The organism is Geobacillus sp. Manikaran-105, from assembly GCF_002809955.1.
Taxonomy (GTDB): domain Bacteria; phylum Bacillota; class Bacilli; order Bacillales; family Anoxybacillaceae; genus Geobacillus; species Geobacillus thermophilus.
In genome coordinates this window covers 1-15,970 of the sequence record NZ_PIJG01000027.1, presented here as the reverse complement: position 1 = coordinate 15,970, position 15,970 = coordinate 1, and the positions used below count along the sequence as shown (strand labels likewise).

20 protein-coding genes are annotated in these 15,970 nt (G+C 54.5%); 15 read left to right on the top strand and 5 right to left on the bottom strand.

Translation table 11 applies throughout. The annotated features are described in order from the left end of the window. The first annotated feature begins 64 nt into the window (after window positions 1-64). Window positions 65-394 (top strand): DUF1462 family protein, encoded by a 330-nt coding sequence (locus tag CV945_RS09470; RefSeq protein ID WP_033010402.1) that lies wholly within the window; start codon window positions 65-67, stop codon window positions 392-394. Between the two features lie 99 nt (window positions 395-493). Here the strand turns inward: CV945_RS09470 and CV945_RS09465 are convergent, their stop codons facing one another. Further along, window positions 494-1,564 (bottom strand): NAD(P)/FAD-dependent oxidoreductase, encoded by a 1,071-nt coding sequence (locus CV945_RS09465; RefSeq protein WP_033010403.1) that lies wholly within the window; start codon window positions 1,562-1,564, stop codon window positions 494-496. 370 nt (window positions 1,565-1,934) lie between these two features. On the opposite strand from CV945_RS09465, the gene CV945_RS09460 reads away from it, so the two are divergent. From CV945_RS09460 to CV945_RS09445, 4 genes are all read left to right on the top strand, one after another. Continuing rightward, complete coding sequence (locus tag CV945_RS09460) at window positions 1,935-2,174, top strand: YuzB family protein (protein WP_033010405.1); 240 nt, start codon at window positions 1,935-1,937, stop codon at window positions 2,172-2,174. Between the two features lie 131 nt (window positions 2,175-2,305). Then, window positions 2,306-3,178 (top strand): diaminopimelate epimerase, encoded by an 873-nt coding sequence (dapF, locus tag CV945_RS09455; protein WP_100659647.1) that lies wholly within the window; start codon window positions 2,306-2,308, stop codon window positions 3,176-3,178. A 97-nt stretch (window positions 3,179-3,275) separates the two neighbouring features. Further along, entirely contained in the window at window positions 3,276-3,641 is a 366-nt protein-coding gene (gene erpA, locus CV945_RS09450; RefSeq protein WP_100659632.1) for an iron-sulfur cluster insertion protein ErpA, read from the top strand. A 134-nt stretch (window positions 3,642-3,775) separates the two neighbouring features. Beyond that, entirely contained in the window at window positions 3,776-4,072 is a 297-nt protein-coding gene (locus tag CV945_RS09445; protein WP_033010407.1) for a LapA family protein, read from the top strand. Window positions 4,073-4,246: 174 nt separating this feature from the next. Here CV945_RS09445 and CV945_RS09440 read toward each other — a convergent pair whose 3' ends face one another. Next, window positions 4,247-5,245, bottom strand: a complete 999-nt coding sequence (locus CV945_RS09440) for an NAD(P)/FAD-dependent oxidoreductase (protein ID WP_198518499.1) — start codon at window positions 5,243-5,245, stop codon at window positions 4,247-4,249. Between the two features lie 282 nt (window positions 5,246-5,527). Between CV945_RS09440 and CV945_RS09435 the strand changes: the two genes are divergently transcribed. The 5 genes from CV945_RS09435 (at window position 5,528) to CV945_RS09415 (ending at window position 8,964) form a co-directional block, all read left to right on the top strand. Continuing rightward, on the top strand, window positions 5,528-6,751 hold the full coding sequence (locus tag CV945_RS09435) for an NAD(P)/FAD-dependent oxidoreductase (protein WP_100659630.1): 1,224 nt from the start codon (window positions 5,528-5,530) through the stop codon (window positions 6,749-6,751). Between the two features lie 155 nt (window positions 6,752-6,906). After that, window positions 6,907-7,404 (top strand): NUDIX domain-containing protein, encoded by a 498-nt coding sequence (locus CV945_RS09430; protein ID WP_050368721.1) that lies wholly within the window; start codon window positions 6,907-6,909, stop codon window positions 7,402-7,404. A gap of 129 nt (window positions 7,405-7,533) precedes the next feature. Beyond that, a complete protein-coding gene (locus tag CV945_RS17240) occupies window positions 7,534-7,671 on the top strand; it encodes a YuiA family protein (protein WP_158236219.1) in 138 nt (45 codons plus the stop codon). 55 nt (window positions 7,672-7,726) lie between these two features. Further along, complete coding sequence (locus CV945_RS09425; RefSeq protein WP_100659629.1) at window positions 7,727-8,050, top strand: YuiB family protein; 324 nt, start codon at window positions 7,727-7,729, stop codon at window positions 8,048-8,050. Window positions 8,051-8,325: 275 nt separating this feature from the next. Then, window positions 8,326-8,964 carry a 3D domain-containing protein gene (locus tag CV945_RS09415; protein ID WP_289643211.1) on the top strand — a complete coding sequence of 213 codons (639 nt, stop codon included), beginning with the start codon at window positions 8,326-8,328 and terminating at the stop codon, window positions 8,962-8,964. A 17-nt stretch (window positions 8,965-8,981) separates the two neighbouring features. Here CV945_RS09415 and CV945_RS09410 read toward each other — a convergent pair whose 3' ends face one another. Beyond that, window positions 8,982-9,794, bottom strand: coding sequence for a cobalamin-binding protein (locus CV945_RS09410; RefSeq protein ID WP_100659628.1), 813 nt, complete (start codon window positions 9,792-9,794; stop codon window positions 8,982-8,984). Between the two features lie 184 nt (window positions 9,795-9,978). On the opposite strand from CV945_RS09410, the gene CV945_RS09405 reads away from it, so the two are divergent. From CV945_RS09405 to CV945_RS09395, 3 genes are all read left to right on the top strand, one after another. After that, on the top strand, window positions 9,979-11,472 hold the full coding sequence (locus CV945_RS09405) for a leucyl aminopeptidase (protein WP_100659646.1): 1,494 nt from the start codon (window positions 9,979-9,981) through the stop codon (window positions 11,470-11,472). 270 nt (window positions 11,473-11,742) lie between these two features. Then, window positions 11,743-12,363 (top strand): DUF47 domain-containing protein, encoded by a 621-nt coding sequence (locus CV945_RS09400; RefSeq protein WP_033016305.1) that lies wholly within the window; start codon window positions 11,743-11,745, stop codon window positions 12,361-12,363. 17 nt (window positions 12,364-12,380) lie between these two features. Beyond that, window positions 12,381-13,379, top strand: coding sequence for an inorganic phosphate transporter (locus tag CV945_RS09395; RefSeq protein WP_015375716.1), 999 nt, complete (start codon window positions 12,381-12,383; stop codon window positions 13,377-13,379). A 109-nt stretch (window positions 13,380-13,488) separates the two neighbouring features. Here CV945_RS09395 and CV945_RS09390 read toward each other — a convergent pair whose 3' ends face one another. Then, window positions 13,489-14,097, bottom strand: coding sequence for a biotin transporter BioY (locus CV945_RS09390; RefSeq protein WP_100659627.1), 609 nt, complete (start codon window positions 14,095-14,097; stop codon window positions 13,489-13,491). A gap of 183 nt (window positions 14,098-14,280) precedes the next feature. On the opposite strand from CV945_RS09390, the gene CV945_RS17235 reads away from it, so the two are divergent. Further along, complete coding sequence (locus CV945_RS17235) at window positions 14,281-14,439, top strand: hypothetical protein (RefSeq protein ID WP_021321792.1); 159 nt, start codon at window positions 14,281-14,283, stop codon at window positions 14,437-14,439. 77 nt (window positions 14,440-14,516) lie between these two features. Continuing rightward, on the top strand, window positions 14,517-14,675 hold the full coding sequence (locus CV945_RS17505) for a hypothetical protein (protein WP_227412624.1): 159 nt from the start codon (window positions 14,517-14,519) through the stop codon (window positions 14,673-14,675). A 255-nt stretch (window positions 14,676-14,930) separates the two neighbouring features. Here CV945_RS17505 and CV945_RS09380 read toward each other — a convergent pair. Beyond that, the coding region (locus tag CV945_RS09380; RefSeq protein ID WP_100659626.1) for a DDE-type integrase/transposase/recombinase at window positions 14,931-15,970 on the bottom strand (1,040 nt) is incomplete at its 5' end.

Below are 15,970 nucleotides of genomic sequence, written 5' to 3'. Positions count from 1 at the left end.
TATTATAATCATGGTAGCGGAAAAAATCTAATGATAAATTTTGTTTTCTCAAAGGGTGACAACGATGACATTCAAGCCGGTTGAAATTTGTGTGTACGGGGCCGACATCATTTGTCCGTCGTGCGTGCAGCTGCCGTCGTCGAAGGAAACGTATGAGTGGCTCGAGGCCGCGCTGCGCCGCAAATATCCCGACCAGCCGTTTGTGATGACGTACGTCGACATTTTCGCGCCGCCCGCTGACGATGAGGCAAAGCGGAAACTGGCGCAGACGATCGTTGAGGAAGATTGGGTGTACCCGGTCGTGGTCGTGGAAGGGGAAGTCGTGGCCGAAGGCAATCCGCGGCTGAAGTCGATTTATGCGGAAATGGAGAAATACGGCTACCGCTCATCGTAAGCGGCAGGTGAACGCCATCTAAAGAGGAGGCGGGGAGTCCCCCGCCGCTTTTGTTGGCGTGAATGAACAGGAAGCCAAAGCGGCCGCCTGCTCAGCAGGTTAATACCCATGATGGTACTTGTACATCCACAAGATGCCCGACTTTAACAGGCGCGGCACGCGTCCGGTGAGCGGGCGGTCCGCGACGAGGCCGAAGCCGTGTTTTTTGCCGAGTGAGCCGAGAATGCCTTTCAGCTTGATCGGCGGGAATTCGCTCGGCGGCTCTTCGCCGTTCCATCGTTTTTGCAGCACTTGGACGATTTGCTCCGCCTGCGCTTCGGCGAGCTGGGCGCTTGGCGAATGCGGCAGGCTTGCACAGTCGCCGACGACGTAGGCGTTTTCATAGCCGGGGATGTGATGCTGCTTCGTCAAGACGACGCGGCCTTGTTTATCTTTTTCAACGTTCAGTGCGCGGACGACGCGGTTCGGCTGAATGCCGGCCGTCCAGACGATGACATCGCACGCGACCGGCTCGTCATGATTGTACAGGACGCCCGGCTCGACTTTTGTGACGTTCGAATGGCGGACGATTTCCACTTGATGATCGATGAACCAGCCTTCCACATAATCGCTTAGCCGCTTTGGGAACATCGGCAAAATGCGTTCGCCGCGGTCAAACAGCTTAATGTGCAAGTCGGGGCGGCTTTCCGCCAGTTCGCTCGCCAGCTCGACGCCGCTCAACCCCGCACCGACGACGCCGACCGTCGCTTTTGGCGGCAAGTTGTTCAGCGCCTCATACGCGGCGCGCGCTTTGTCGATCGACTGAATGCTGTACGTGTAGACGTCAGCGCCCGGCACCCCGTGGTATTTGTCTTCGCAGCCCAATCCGATCACGACATCATCGTAGCGGACGCTGCTCCCATCCTTTAAATGGACGAGCTGCTGGTCGAGATCAATCGAGACGACTTCGCCGAATTGGTATACAAGCTGCGGATGTTCCGGAAACGGGACGCGGATGTGATGGTCGCTGACCGTTCCCGCGGCCAAGGCGTAATATTCCGTTTTTAAACAATGGTACGGAACGCGGTCAATGAGGATAATATGAATGTCGTTCGGCAATGCATCCGGGAGGAGGCGCTGCAAAATGCGCATATTGCCGTATCCTCCACCAAGCAGTACAAGTTGTCTCATGTCAAAAAATCCCCTTTTGTCCAGTTTCGTAAGCCGCCAATGCCATAAAAAAGTATAGCGAAATTGTGACAAAAGAACAACAATTTTTCTGGACGCCGCCTCGGAGGCGCATAAGCTGACAAACCGCATCGTTTGGCGCTGAGAGCGCTCAACCGAAGCGGCATGGCGGCTTCCCTGTCGGCGGTCGGCGTCGTGCGTTCAGCGTCATGCCGTCGCTTGCCCCTTTTCTCAACTTGAGAAACCTTGCGCCAGCGCTTTTGATTTTCTCAAACTGGAGGGACGCTCTTTTTCCGCGCCCTTCTCGTGAGCATGTCCGTTGACGCCGCGCCGCAAAACGGCTACGATGGGAAGCAGGAAGGTGAACATGCGCATGATGTTGCCAATCATCGAATTTTGCATCAGCAACTTAGCTAGCGGGTCGTACAAAGCAATGGAAATGTTGGAAAAGGATCCGAACTTGGACATCATTGAATACAGTTGCTTAAGCTATTGCACACGCTGCGCGGAAACGCTGTTTGCGCTCGTCAACGGCGAGTTTGTCAGCGGCGAAACGCCGGAGCAGTTGGTGGAAAATATTTATAAACATTTGGAAGAAAATCCGATGTTTTGACTGAAAAAAGGAGGATGCCTGCAAGCGGCATCCTCTTCAATGTATATGAAAAAACGGGGGATATTCCCATTTTGTCCACACAAAGGATTTAATATACGCAAAAGGTGAAAAATTTTTCGGGAGGGCATATCGTGCGATCGTTTTCGTTTACGAAAATGCATGGGTTAGGAAATAGTTATATTTACGTCGATTTGTTTCGGGAAACGTTGCCGGAAGACGAGTTGCCGGCGATCGCCCGCCGCGTGTCGGATGTCAACACCGGCATCGGTTCGGATGGCTTGATCCTCATTTGCCCGTCCGATGAGGCGCCGGTGAAAATGCGCATCTTTAACAGCGACGGCTCGGAAGGGAAAAACTGCGGGAACGGCTTGCGCTGCGTGGCAAAATATGCGTATGAGCACGGCCTCGTCCGCGGCCGCTCGTTTTTGATTGAAACGCTCTCCGGGCTTGTCGAGGCGGAAGTCGCTGTCCAAAACGGCAAGGTAGCGAGCGTGACCGTCGATATGGGCGAACCGCGCCTCGCGCGGAGCGCTATTCCGATGGCTGGGCCGGAAGCGGAGCAGGTGGTCGCCGAGCCGTTTGTGGTAAACGGGCGCGAATATACGATTACCGCCGTTTCGATGGGCAACCCGCACGTCATTTTTTATGTCGAGGACATTGACGAAGCGCCGGTGACGACGCTCGGCCCGCTTGTCGAGAAAGATCCGCGCTTTCCGGAAGGGGTGAACGTCGAGTTTGTCGAAGTCGTCAATGAACGCGAGCTTCATTTCCGCGTCTGGGAGCGCGGCTCCGGCGTGACGCAGGCGTGCGGGACCGGAGCGTGCGCGGCGGTCGTCGCTTCCGTGTTAAACAGCAAAACGGCGCGCGGGGAGGAAACGGTCGTCCATTTGGCCGGCGGCGATTTAACGATCGTATGGGGGCACGACGGGCGCGTGCGCATGACCGGTCCGGCGGAGACCGTGTGCACTGGCGTGTATTTTTACGAAACCGGGCAGAACGGTTGAGCACCCGGATGGGAAAGCGGTATACTATAAGCAAAGAGAAAAAAGAGGCAAAACGAGACCGGTTGGAAAGACGAGAACATGGAAAGGAGAGAGTCCAATGGCGGAAGCGATCGTGACGCTGACCGAAGCGGCGGCGTTTCAAATTAAGGACATGATGAAGGAGCAGGAAGAAGAGCACGCCTACCTGCGCGTCGGCGTCCATGGCGGCGGCTGCAGCGGGTTGTCGTACGGCATGGGCTTTGACCATGAGCGGCGTGAGGATGACATCGAATTTGAGCAGCACGGCATCAAAATTTTGGTGGACCGCGACAGCGCGCCGATTTTGCGCGGAACGGTCATCGACTATAAACAGTCGCTGCTTGGCGGCGGGTTTACGATCAACAATCCGAACGCCATTGCGACATGCGGCTGCGGCTCCTCGTTCCGCACAGCGACCAATGCCGGCACGCCGGAGCAATGTTAGCCGAATGGCATGAAATGCGCTGTTCAACGTATCAATCGTCCCCGGCGCACCGGGGCAATGCCGAGTGAATGGCTGAAGCCGCCCGTCGCCGGAGGCCGTTTCCAGACGGCCGTCAAAGGAAGGGGGGAGCGCCGATGAAAGGGCAGTTGAATTTGTTGCTGGCGCTCGTGTTGGCGCTTGTCATCGCCCTTATGGCAGTGGCCAATGTCGAGCAAGTGACGATCCATTATTTGGCCGGTGAAACCCGCCTGCCGCTCATTGTCGTCATTTTCGGGTCGGCGATTGTTGGCGGTCTCGTTGTCGGCATGCTTGGTTGGGTGCGCTTGTTCAGCTTGCAGCGGCGGTTGAAGGCGGCGGAAAAGAAAAATGAGGAACTGGCAGCGCTTTTGGAGCAAACAGAGCGGCTGGATACGGCGGCCGCGAAAGAATAGCGCAATGAAAAACGCGCCCTGCTGCGACCGGGCGGCGGTTTCCGCCCGATTTGGCAGGGCGCGTTTTTTTTTGCGTCAAACATTCTGGTTCCGTCGGGCTGTTGTTTTGGCAAGTACTGTTTTTCGTTCGTGTTATAGGCGAATCCGTTTCGGCGGTCGCCGCTTTTTTGCCGCTTAAAAGAGCGACGTGGAGTGCGCCGGCTGCATCCGCGCCGTCGGGTCGATGTACGTTTTCGCGCTGCTGATGGCGATCGGCGCTTCACCGAAGCCGCAAGCGATCAGCTTGATTTTGCCGTCGTATGTGCAAATGTCGCCGGCCGCATACACGCCGGGGATGTTCGTTTCCATGCGCGAGTTGACTTTGATCGTATTTTTTTCGATGTCAAGCCCCCAGTTTTTGATCGGGCCGAGCGACGAAATAAAGCCGTAGTTGACCACGACGGCATCGACATCGACCGTTTCTTTCGCGCCTTCTTTCACATGCTCGAGGACGACCTGGCGGATGCCTTGGTCATCGCCGATGAGCTCGACCGGCACAAACGGCGTTTTCACGTGCACGCTTGACTTCATCAACTGTTCGACGCTATGTTCATGGGCGCGGAATTTGTCACGGCGATGCACAATCATGACGCTTTCGGCGATCGGTTCGAGCATGAGCGACCAGTCGACGGCCGAATCGCCGCCGCCGCAGACGAGCACGCGCTTTCCGGAAAACTGCCCCAAGTCGTTGATGAAGTAATGTAAGTTTTTTCCTTCATAGTGGGAAGCGCTTTCGATTTCGAGCCGACGCGGCTGAAAGGCGCCGTTTCCGGCGGTGATGATGATCGTTTTCGAATAATGGATTTGTTGATTGGTGACGAGTTTAAACGTTCCGTCCCCCTGCTTTTCGAGCGTGTCGACCGACTCGTTCAGGCAGACGGTCGGCGAAAATAGGTCCATCTGCTCTTTCAGCTGGTTGACAAGCTCTTGGGCGCGCACTTTCGGAAACCCGGCGACATCGTATATGTATTTTTCCGGATACAACGCAGCCAGCTGCCCTCCAAGCTGTGGAAGGCTTTCGATAATTTTCACTTTCATTTGCCGCAAGCCGCCGTAAAACGCGGCAAACATCCCGGTCGGCCCGCCGCCGATGATCGTGACGTCATAAAGATTCCGATCCTCTTTCACCGACATTCCTCCCCGCATATAAATAAATAAGGGCATTACAAGTTTATCTTACCATAAATGCGCGCCGTTATAACGGCGAATTTTTGCCGGGCCGGCGGAAAAAAAGGGCTTGAAAAGAGGCAAAAAAAGAACTAATATGGTTGTGGATAGATTGTTAATTTTTTGTGACAATCTGTCAACATTTTTTTGAAGGTTAACGTGAATACTTTCACAAACTTCGCTCAATAAAAATGGGGGCCGCAGCAAAAGCTATAAGAAACGTGTGGGAAAAAATTAAAAAGGGTGGAAGTGATTCAAGTGAGAAAACCAAACGTTGTCATTTTAGGGGCTGGCTATGGCGGGCTCATGACGACCGTCCGCCTGCAAAAACTTGTCGGGGTGAACGAGGCGAACATTACGCTTGTCAACAAACACGACTACCATTATGAAACGACATGGCTCCATGAAGCGTCGGCCGGCACGTTGCACCATGACCGCGTCCGCTATCCGATCCGCGACGTCATTGATCGCAGCAAGGTGAAATTCGTCCAAGATACGGTGACGAAAATCGTGCCGGGCGAAAAGAAAGTGCTGCTTGAAAATGGCGAGCTGACGTACGATTATCTCGTCATCGCCCTCGGATTCGAATCGGAGACGTTCGGCATCAAAGGGCTGAAAGAGTACGCGTTCTCGATCGCCAACATCAACGCGGCGCGGCAAATCCGCGAGCATATCGAGTACCAGTTTGCGACGTACAACACGGAAGAGGAAAAGAAAGACGAGCGGCTGACGATCGTGGTCGGCGGGGCCGGGTTCACCGGCATCGAGTTTTTGGGCGAGCTCGTCAACCGCATTCCGGAGCTGTGCCGCGAATATGACGTCGATCCGCACAAAGTGCGCATCATTTGCGTCGAAGCGGCGCCGACCGCGCTGCCGGGCTTCGATCCGGAGCTTGTCGAATACGCGGTGAGCCAGCTCGAGCGCAAAGGAGTGGAGTTTAAAATCGGCACCGCCATTAAAGAGTGCACGTCGGATGGCATCATTGTCGCGAAAGGTGATGATGTCGAGGAAATTAAAGCCGGCACGGTCGTGTGGGCGGCCGGCGTGCGCGGCAGCCGCGTCATCGAGGAATCTGGGTTTGAAGCGGCGCGGGCGCGCATTAAAGTGGACCCGTACTTGCGTGTCCCGGGGCATGAAGACATTTTCGTCGTCGGCGACTGTTCGCTCGTCATTGATGAAGAAACGAACCGCCCGTATCCGCCGACGGCGCAAATCGCCATGCAAGAAGGCCAGCTGTGCGCGAAAAACTTGGCGGTGCTCATCCGTGGACAAGGGGAGCTGGAGCCGTTTAAGCCGGATATTAAAGGGACGGTTTGCTCGCTCGGCCATGACGATGCGATCGGCGTTGTGTTCGGCAAAAAGTTGTGGGGAACGAAAGCGAGCTTCATGAAAAAAGTCGTCGACAACCGCGCTTTGTATTTGATCGGCGGCGTATCGCTCGTCATGAAAAAAGGGAAATTCAAGTTTTTCTGATGAAGGCCAAAAGAGGGCGCTCCCATCGCCAGGGGCGCCTTTTCTCATGGATGTTTCCGTTCGGGCCGGCTCTTTTTTATATGGCGGCTGACAGGGAACGGCTGCTTTCTTGTCGAAATACAAACAGGGACAACGATGGGAAAAGGATGAGGATGATGGACCACAAACGCGGAAACGTATGGATTGCCTCGGCCGGGCTTGTGATCAACGAAGCGGGCGAATGGCTTGTCGTCAAGAAAGCCTACAGCGGGCTGAAAGGCAAATGGTCGCTGCCGGCTGGATTCGTCAAGCCGGGGGAGATGCTTGACGAGGCGGCCGTCCGCGAAGTGAAAGAGGAGACGGGAATCGACGCCGAGCCGGTCGCGTTTCTCGGTTTGCGCACCGGGGTCATCGACGGAGAGATCAGCGACAATTTGGCGATGTTTCTTCTCCGCCCATTGTCGGACGCCATTACCGTGCAGGCGGGCGAATTGTCGGCCGCTGCTTTTTTAAGCAAGGCGGCGCTCCGCGACGACCCGGACACGTCCGGGCTGCTTCGCTATTTATTGGCGCTTGAGCCGCTCGTCTCCCTTCCCCCGCATAACGGGCTGAACCCGGGTGATCCGTTTGGGTACACGAAGTACCGCCTTTACTTAAAATCGTCAAAATCATAAGAATAATGGAGAAAATGAAAGCGAGGCGCTGATGTATTCGCTTACATGAACGAAAACAGAGAAGAATCGCCGTTTGTTTTTACAGAAAATTTCGATATATTAACAAAAAAGAAGTGGAGGGGAAGAAGAATGGCACAAACGGCGACGACCACCGATTGCGTGTACTGCGGTGGCCACGGATACGTCCAGCTTTTGCTCGGCGGATCGGAAACGTGCTACGGCTGCCAAGGGACGGGAAGCGAGACGGAAGACGACGATGAGCATTGACTTGTCATCCGCCCATCCAGTACACTGAAAAAGGGTGTAAGGGAGGGAAGGGCGGATGCAAATGAGTTTGCCGGTTGTACTCATTTCGATGCTTTTATTTTTCGTCTTATTTTTCGGCATCGGATTTTTGTTAAATATGTTGTTGCGCATGACATGGATCATGGCTGTTTGCTTTCCGGTCATTGCGGTGTTCATTATTGACGACGTGCCATGGACGCAGTATTTGACCGATCCGGCCGCCTCGTTTTCGGCGCTCGGCCAGAAAATCGCCTCGCTGGCAACGGCTGATTTGTTGATTTTGGCGAGCGGCTTTGCCGGCGCCCTTTGCGCCGGCTGGGCGATCCGCACGCTGCGGGCGAAAGGCTATCAAATGTTCTAAGACATTTCGGATCGATCATGCTGCCCGATCGGTTGTATTTTTCGCGAAAGGGTATCAAAGGTGTTCAGGCGTCTCCGCGCAAGCGGGGGCGTTTTTTATTTTTGCGCGCCACCGTGTCTGCGGCGGCGTTTTTTCATGTTGCGGCGATGCCGGAGGGCGCCGCGGAACAGGCGCTTGGAGTCCGGTGTCATGCGTTTTTTCGATTGGCCCGCCGTTGCAATGAATATTTCGATTTTGGTTGGAGATAAATAGAGGTGTGAGAGGAGTTGAGATCATTGGATAGGTTCAGGCAGTTTGCACGCCGGACCGCGATGACGGTGTTGTTTTTCCTGGCGCTCACCGCGACGTTCCAGTCTGTTTCCGGAGTCGAGGCGGAAACGGTTCTCCGCTCCTTGTCGAGCGCATTATTGGTCGAGCATGAGCCGAGTGGCGGGACAAACGGCCGCCCGAAAAGCGGCAGTCGCTCCGCCCCGCGGCTTGAGGATCAGTTTGACTGGTCGAAATACCCGTCTGTCGAAGTGGTGGCGACCGGCTATACGGCTGGGGTCGAATCAACCGGGAAAACGCCCGATCATCCGGAGTATGGCATTACGTACTCCGGCGTGCGCGTGAAGCGCGATCTTTACTCGACGATCGCCGCCGATTTGTCCATCTTTCCGATCGGCACGATTTTGTTCATCCCCGGGTACGGGTTCGGCGTTGTGGCCGACAAAGGCGGGGCGATCAAAGGCCATCGCATTGACTTATATTATGAAACGGTCGAAGATGTCTATAAATATTGGGGAAAAAGGAAAGTGCAAGTTTACGTTATCCAAAAAGGGGATGGCAAGCTGTCGGAGGAAGAATTGACGCGGTTGAACGAGGATGAAACGATGCAAGTGTTCCGGCAGCAATATTTGGAATCGAAAAGCTGAAAAAGGGCTCCCGCCCGTCAGCCGCCAAGAAGCGGGTCGCTGCCGTCAGCGGGAGGAAACAGCGCCGGATGCAAAAGCGGCGCCAATTTTTTTAATCCGACTAAAAGGCGCGGCGACGGCCGGCAATAGAGCGCTTCTTCCAACACGTGGATGCGCCCGGCACGGACCGCCTCAGTCTTGTCGGCGTGCGGGCGCGCGATAACGGCGTTGGCGTTCATGTTTTTCGTCTGCACGCCGACCCAAACGAGCAGCACGTGCGACGGGTTGCGGGCGACGACGTCTTCCCATTCCGTCTGGACGCTCGCTTCTGGAAGGTCGGCGAACACGTTGCGCCCGCCGGCGAGTTCGCTTAGTTCGCTCAGCCAGTTTGCCCCGCCCGGCGTGAAAATCGGCCGCGGCCACCATTCCCAATAGAGGCGAGCCGGCTCCGCCACCGTTGCGGCCCGCTCGCGGTATTCGCTGAGAAATGCGCGGTAGCGGCGGACGAGGTCGGCCGCTTTTTTCGTTTCGCCAAGCGCCTCGCCGAGCTGAAGGAGATCGTTGGCGATGTCCTCAAGCGAATTCGGCGCCAGCACGAGATGCGGGAGCCCGCGCCGTTTGAGTTCCTCGACGTTGCGCTCCATGCCGGGCACGCTTAAAGAGGCGACGACCAGGTCAGGCTTGAGCGCCTCGACGCGGTCCATATCAATGTGCAAATCCGGCCCGACGTTTGGCAGCTGCTTCACCTTGGGCGGCCAGTCGGACGAATCGTCGACGGCGGCGACATCGCCAAGGCGGCCGAGATAGGCAAGCAGTTCGGTGTTGCTTGGACAAAGGGAAACGATTCTCATCAGCGTCGGTCCTTTCTAAATCATCGTGATGATTACGGATTCGCCTTGCCCTGCGTGATTTCCTGTCCGTTTCAGCTGATTTTTTTGCATGAACGCAAGGAGAGAAAAGTTAGATAGTCGAAAGAATCGCTTTGCTTCGCTATAATGAAGGTGGGAATGAATCAACATGGAAAGGGATGAGACGATGTTTACGGTAAAGCCATTGCTGTCTGTCGAAACGAACGAGGAAGCGTTGGTCATCGGCTTGTTTGAAGGGGGGCAGCCGTTTGCCGGCCTTGCTGGCGAGTATGACGCCCGCCTTGGCGGACAGCTGTCCGGACTGTGGAAGGAAGGCGACATTTCCGCGAAACGGGGGAGCATCGCCGTGATTCACCCGCTTTTGCCGGCCGGGGCGAAACGACTCTATTTTGTCGGGCTCGGCAAAAAAGAGGAGCTGACGTTTGCGCGGCTGCGCGAGGTGTTCGGCAAGCTGTTTCGCGCGTTGAAGCAGGCGAAGCGGACGAAAGCGGCGGTCGCGCTTGACACGTTTACGGCCGGGGACGTCGACGAAAACGAAGCCGCGCATGCGCTTGCCGAAGCGTATTATTTGGCGACGTATGAGTTCCCGGGATACAAGCAAAACAGGCGAGAGCGGGACTATGAGATGAAATCGCTCACCGTTTATACGGGGGCGGACGCAGCGGACATCGAGGCGAGCTTGTTCGTCGGTTCGGTGTACGGGAAGGCGACGAACTCGGCGCGCACGCTCGTCAACACGCCGGGGAATTTGCTGACGGCGTCCGATTTGGCGGATTATGCCGTAAAGCTCGCTGACCGATACGATTTTGACTATGAAATTTTGGAGAAAGAAGACATGGAGCGGCTCGGCATGGGAGCGCTGCTCGCGGTCAACCAAGGGTCGAAGCAGCCGCCGAAATTGATCGTGTTGAAATATCAAGGGAAAGAAAAATGGGAAGACGTGATCGCCCTCGTCGGCAAAGGGGTGACGTTCGACACAGGCGGCTACTGCCTGAAGCCGCGCGACAGCATGGTTGATATGAAAACGGATATGGCCGGCGCGGCGGCGGTGCTCGGGGCGATGGAAGCGATCGGCGAACTGCGGCCGGAACAAAACGTGCTCGCCGTCATCCCGGCGACTGACAATATGATCAGCGGCGAGGCGTTCAAACCGGATGATGTCATCACATCGCTGTCCGGAAAAACGATCGAAGTCCGCAACACGGACGCTGAAGGACGGCTCATTTTGGCCGATGCGGTGACTTATGCGAAACAGCACGGCGCCAGCTATATCATCGATGTCGCCACGCTGACAGGCGGAGTGATCGTCGCCCTTGGCACGGACAAAACAGGGGCGATGACGAACAACGAGGCGCTGTTTGAGCAGCTGCTGGAAGCATCGATGGAAACCGGGGAGTTCATTTGGCGGCTGCCGATCACCGAACACGACCGCGAGCGGGTGCGAAGCAGCAAAATCGCCGATTTGAACAACTCTCCGGGGCGCGAAGGGCACGCCATTATGGGCGGGGCGTTTATTGGCGAGTTTGCCGAAGACACCCCGTGGGTGCATTTGGACATTGCCGGCACGGCGACTGCAAAGAAAGATGGCGACCTCGGCCCGGCTGGGGCGACGGGTGTCATGGTGCGGACGCTCACCGCGTTTGTTGAACGGTTTGAATAAGCAAGACGCAAGCGGCGCTGCGATCGCCTAATTCAAGCAGGACGGGCTGAGCCGGCGGCCGCGCGATGTCGAATGGGAAAGCCGAAGCAAATGTGCATAGCTTCGGCTTTTGTTTGGCACGCTACATAATACATGGGCAGGAAAAGCGAACAAAATGTAAAGGTAATGTAAATTTTGTGTAAAATTTTTGATTGTCTTATTGTAAATGCTGTGTAAATTACTACAATAAGTATCGGTGATTTTCGATTTCTGAGATGGAGGGTGGCCTCAATGATCTTTTCCCCAAAAAAGGACGTTTTCTTCGACATGTTGTTTAAGATTTCGGAAAATGTCAAGGAAGCAGCCCAATACTTTGTTGAGTATAAAATCCGAGGCGTGAGCGACTTGAAAGAATTCGCCCGCGTCATGAAAGAGTATGAACGGAAAGGCGATTCGTTCATCCATGAGCTTGTCGTCCAATTGAACAAAACGTTCATTACGCCGATTGAACGGGAGGACATCCATCAGCTGGCGATGAAAATGGATGATGTGCTTGACGGGCTTGAACAATGCTCCGCCCGGTTTGAAATGTTCTCATTCACGGACATTGACGAACATATGGTGAAGTTCTTCGACTATATTTACCAAAGCACGATCGAAATCGTTCATGCGCTCGAACTGCTGTCGCACAAAAAGTTGCTTGACATGCGCCAGCACGCCATTAAAATCAAGGATTACGAAACGAAATGCGACGAAATTTTGCGCGCTTCGATCAAAAACTTGTTTGTGACGCAAAAAGACCCGATTAAGCTCATCCAATACAAAGAGCTTTACGAAATGTTGGAAGAGATTGCTGACAGCTGTGAAGATGTCGCGAATACGCTCGAGACGATCATTATGCGCAACGCGTAAAAGGGGACGTTGTTTTTATGGATATGATTTTAGTCTTGACGATATTCATTGTGGTTTTCGCGTTGGCGTTTGACTTTATTAACGGGTTCCACGATACCGCGAACGCCATTGCGACGTCGGTGTCGACGAGAGCGCTCACGCCGCGCCAAGCCATTATTTTGGCTGCAACGATGAACTTTATCGGCGCGCTCACCTTCACCGGTGTCGCGAAAACGATTACGAAAGACATTGTCGATCCATTCACCCTTGAGAACGGTTCTCTCGTCATTTTGGCAGCGCTGGTTGCTGCCATTGCCTGGAACTTAATTACGTGGTATTATGGCATTCCGAGCAGCTCGTCGCATGCACTCATCGGTTCGGTCGCTGGGGCAGCCATTTCCGCCGCTGGCTGGGATGTAATCCACTACCAAGGTTTTCTTAAAATTTTGGAATCATTGATTATTTCTCCATTTTTGGCGATGGGTGTTGGGTTTGTCATTATGAGTTTGTTTCGTTTCTTATTTAAAGACGCCAATTTAACAAGAACAACCAAAGGGTTTCGTCTATTTCAAGTTGTAACGGCTGCATTGCAGGCGTATACGCATGGAACGAATGACGCCCAAAAAACGATGGGCATCATTACGATGGCGCTGATCGCTGCCGAAATGCACCACTCAGATGTCGTGCCGGAATGGGTGCGCATTTCTGCCGCCTTAGCCATGGGCTTGGGGACGGCTGTCGGCGGATGGAAGATCATCAAAACGGTCGGTGGAAAAATTATGAAAATCCGCCCTGTCAATGGGGCGGCAGCGGACTTATCCTCGGCGCTCGTCATTTTTTCCGCCACGTTGTTGCATTTGCCAGTCAGTACGACGCACGTCATTTCCTCGGCCATCATGGGGGTCGGCGCCGCCCAACGGGTGAAAGGCGTCAAATGGGGCGTCGCCCGCCGCATTGTGCTGACATGGATCATCACCTTGCCGGTGTCAGCGTTGATTGCGGGGTTTGTGTACCAGGTTCTCCGTTTATTTTTCTAACAAATGAAAGAGGGTGTCCCAACAGATCGGGACACCCTTTCTTATTGTTTTTCCTATGTTGTGTTTTGTTTAAGGAAAATTTCCCTTTTGGGTCAGACTCTTTTCGTGTTTAGGCCGCCGAACGGTCCGCGGCCGACGAGCGTCCGATCGCCCGGCAAATCCTCGGGGCGATCAAGCCGGCTGCGATCGATAGCAAAATGTCTTTTGGCAGCGGAACCAGCATCCAGCCCCACACCATGCCGTACGAAAGTCCTTCGGGCGCCTCCGCCCATAGTTTGTACGCCATGTACATCCAGTTCGTGCCGATGACATAGTTGACGACCATGCCGACCAAGGCGGCGGTGACGAAACGAGCTTTTGACGCCGGCTGCGGGCCGCGGTTGATGACCCATCCGGTCGCATAAGCGGCAACGATAAACGAAAGAATGAAGCCAAATGTCGGTTGGAAAATCATCGATAGTCCGCCGCTGAATTTGGCAAACACCGGTACGCCGGCGAGGCCGACGAGCATGTACACAATCATCGCCACCGCACCGAGCCGCCGCCCGAGCACCGCTCCGGCCAAGACGCAGAAAAACGTCTGCAGTGTAATGGGAACACCGCCGACGACCAAAAACGGCGCCCACGACGTAATGTTCGCCCCGATGGCCATGAGGGCGACAAACATAGCGACAAAGGTGATGTCGAGGGCCCGAAAAGCAGGACGTTGGCGATTCATATGTAAACCCCCTTTTCTCTTGTTGTTAACAAAATCGTACTGAATGATCATTTGACTGTCAATACTTTTTTATGAGAAGGCGGGAGGCGGGGACGGAAATCATATAATTGACGGATGGAGGAGCAAACTAGACAAAACGGCGGCTGTCATCGCGGCCGCATGGACGAGGAGGATCGCTGCTCTATGGAACATGTCATGCCGGAAAAGGAAGTAAAGCAGGCCAGCAAGATGGGAGCCCATGAGGATCTGATTCACACGAGCCAAAACGACGAAGGGTATGACTTGCGCACCCCGGCGGAAATCGGGGCTCGGCAGCCGATGGATGAAAACGGCAATTCGTGAAGGCAGCGAAGGATTGGGCGCAGATGGACGGGAAAGAAAAAAGTCTTGGATAGCTTCGCGCCGCGAGAAGGCCGGTGATGGATGGAAACAGATCGCAGGCCTTAATTACTTTGCCATTAGAGGGATCTTGTCATGCCGATGACATGCTGCCGGCTCGGATGCCGTGCTCGTTTTTCAATGGTTTTTTCGGCATGAAAAGAATAGAAGAAAATGAATTTATTGATTTTTATGAATAAATACCTATTTTTGATATGGTAATAAAGTTCCTTTTTTTTTTTTATTTCCAGTAAGATTTTAATTGTAAATATATAGTTTGTTTACCATAACGTGTACTTGGTAAGGGACTGAGGTAGCGTCAAAAGTTCTATGAAAAACCCACACAGACCATCCCATCGAGCATCGTGAGGCATGTGGGGAGCCGGATTCGTCCTTGGCCAACACCCGCCACAAAGGTGCGAAAGGGTTGTCAAGGGCGACGGGGACAAAAAAAGTTAGGCCGCCTCTTGTTGGAGAAACGCTTGTGCCATGGCGATGAACTTCGTCCACCGGGCCGGCATATGCGGCAGCTCGGCGAGCTCCGGAATGACGACCGGGACCCGGCCTTCGAGCGCGCTATGCGGGCGCAGAAAGTTGAAATACGCCACAAACAGCGTCACAAAGGACACCGAGCCCTCTTCCGCGCCGAACCCATGGGTCGGGCGGCAGTTGCCTTTAAAGGTCCGGTTGAATCGCTCGATGATTGGCTTGAGTGGACGGAACTCTTCGGACACCGGGTCCTCATGGGCCAGCCCGATCACCTGGCGGATGTCAAACGAAATCCCGTGATGGGCGAAGAAGTGCTGCGCCAGCAGGTAAATGGGATTGCCGTCGACGACGAACGACAAGTCGTCCGGGATGGATGGCCGCTTCCGCAAGACATCATTGATGGCCTTGATGGCCGAGAGCGTGTCCCGATTGGGCGAGACGCGATACGACAGCACGATCTTTTTGACGGCATCGAATAGAAAGAACATGTAATGCCAGCGCCCTTTGACGCGAATATACGTCTCGTCTCCGCAGAACGATCCGGACAGCTCGTACGGGAATCGGTCGACAAAGGGCTTGATCCAAAGCGCGGCGCTGTTGGCGTAGTTGAGCACCGTCTGATGGGAGATCGACACGCCGTGGATATCCTTCATGGCGGCTGCCGTCATGCGGGAAGACATTCCAAAGTTGACATGGTACGTCAACACCAGCCCCAGAATGTGCGGCGACACAGCCAGCCGGGACAAATCGACCTTCGGCTTGATGGGTGACGAGGAAGCCAACGGTAGAAAGTCAAACAAGAACTCTCGAAACCAATACCGCACCTTGAAGGCTTGAGGATCCTGTTTGAAACGTTGGCGCTCCTTCTTCGTCATCCGTCGAAGGTTGGCCCGGTAAAACGGGCAATCGTTGTTCTTGCACTTATAGATGTTGTATTCTTTGCGTTCCTTGATTTTTTCCAGCGTCTTTTTGCAGTGCGGGCAGCGAAAGACCGCTTGCTTGGTGA

Coding starts and splice junctions, on each gene's coding strand:
- CV945_RS09470 (WP_033010402.1), top strand. CDS start 65: ATGACATTCAAGCCGGTTGAAATTTGTGTGTACGGGGCCGACATCATT.
- CV945_RS09395 (WP_015375716.1), top strand. CDS start 12,381: ATGGATATGATTTTAGTCTTGACGATATTCATTGTGGTTTTCGCGTTG.
- CV945_RS17235 (WP_021321792.1), top strand. CDS start 14,281: ATGGAACATGTCATGCCGGAAAAGGAAGTAAAGCAGGCCAGCAAGATG.
- erpA (WP_100659632.1), top strand. CDS start 3,276: ATGGCGGAAGCGATCGTGACGCTGACCGAAGCGGCGGCGTTTCAAATT.
- CV945_RS09390 (WP_100659627.1), bottom strand. CDS start 14,097: ATGAATCGCCAACGTCCTGCTTTTCGGGCCCTCGACATCACCTTTGTC.
- CV945_RS17240 (WP_158236219.1), top strand. CDS start 7,534: ATGGCACAAACGGCGACGACCACCGATTGCGTGTACTGCGGTGGCCAC.
- CV945_RS09460 (WP_033010405.1), top strand. CDS start 1,935: ATGATGTTGCCAATCATCGAATTTTGCATCAGCAACTTAGCTAGCGGG.
- CV945_RS17505 (WP_227412624.1), top strand. CDS start 14,517: ATGGATGGAAACAGATCGCAGGCCTTAATTACTTTGCCATTAGAGGGA.
- CV945_RS09400 (WP_033016305.1), top strand. CDS start 11,743: ATGATCTTTTCCCCAAAAAAGGACGTTTTCTTCGACATGTTGTTTAAG.
- CV945_RS09445 (WP_033010407.1), top strand. CDS start 3,776: ATGAAAGGGCAGTTGAATTTGTTGCTGGCGCTCGTGTTGGCGCTTGTC.
- CV945_RS09430 (WP_050368721.1), top strand. CDS start 6,907: ATGGACCACAAACGCGGAAACGTATGGATTGCCTCGGCCGGGCTTGTG.
- CV945_RS09440 (WP_198518499.1), bottom strand. CDS start 5,245: ATGTCGGTGAAAGAGGATCGGAATCTTTATGACGTCACGATCATCGGC.
- CV945_RS09410 (WP_100659628.1), bottom strand. CDS start 9,794: ATGAGAATCGTTTCCCTTTGTCCAAGCAACACCGAACTGCTTGCCTAT.
- CV945_RS09465 (WP_033010403.1), bottom strand. CDS start 1,564: ATGAGACAACTTGTACTGCTTGGTGGAGGATACGGCAATATGCGCATT.
- CV945_RS09405 (WP_100659646.1), top strand. CDS start 9,979: ATGTTTACGGTAAAGCCATTGCTGTCTGTCGAAACGAACGAGGAAGCG.
- CV945_RS09425 (WP_100659629.1), top strand. CDS start 7,727: ATGCAAATGAGTTTGCCGGTTGTACTCATTTCGATGCTTTTATTTTTC.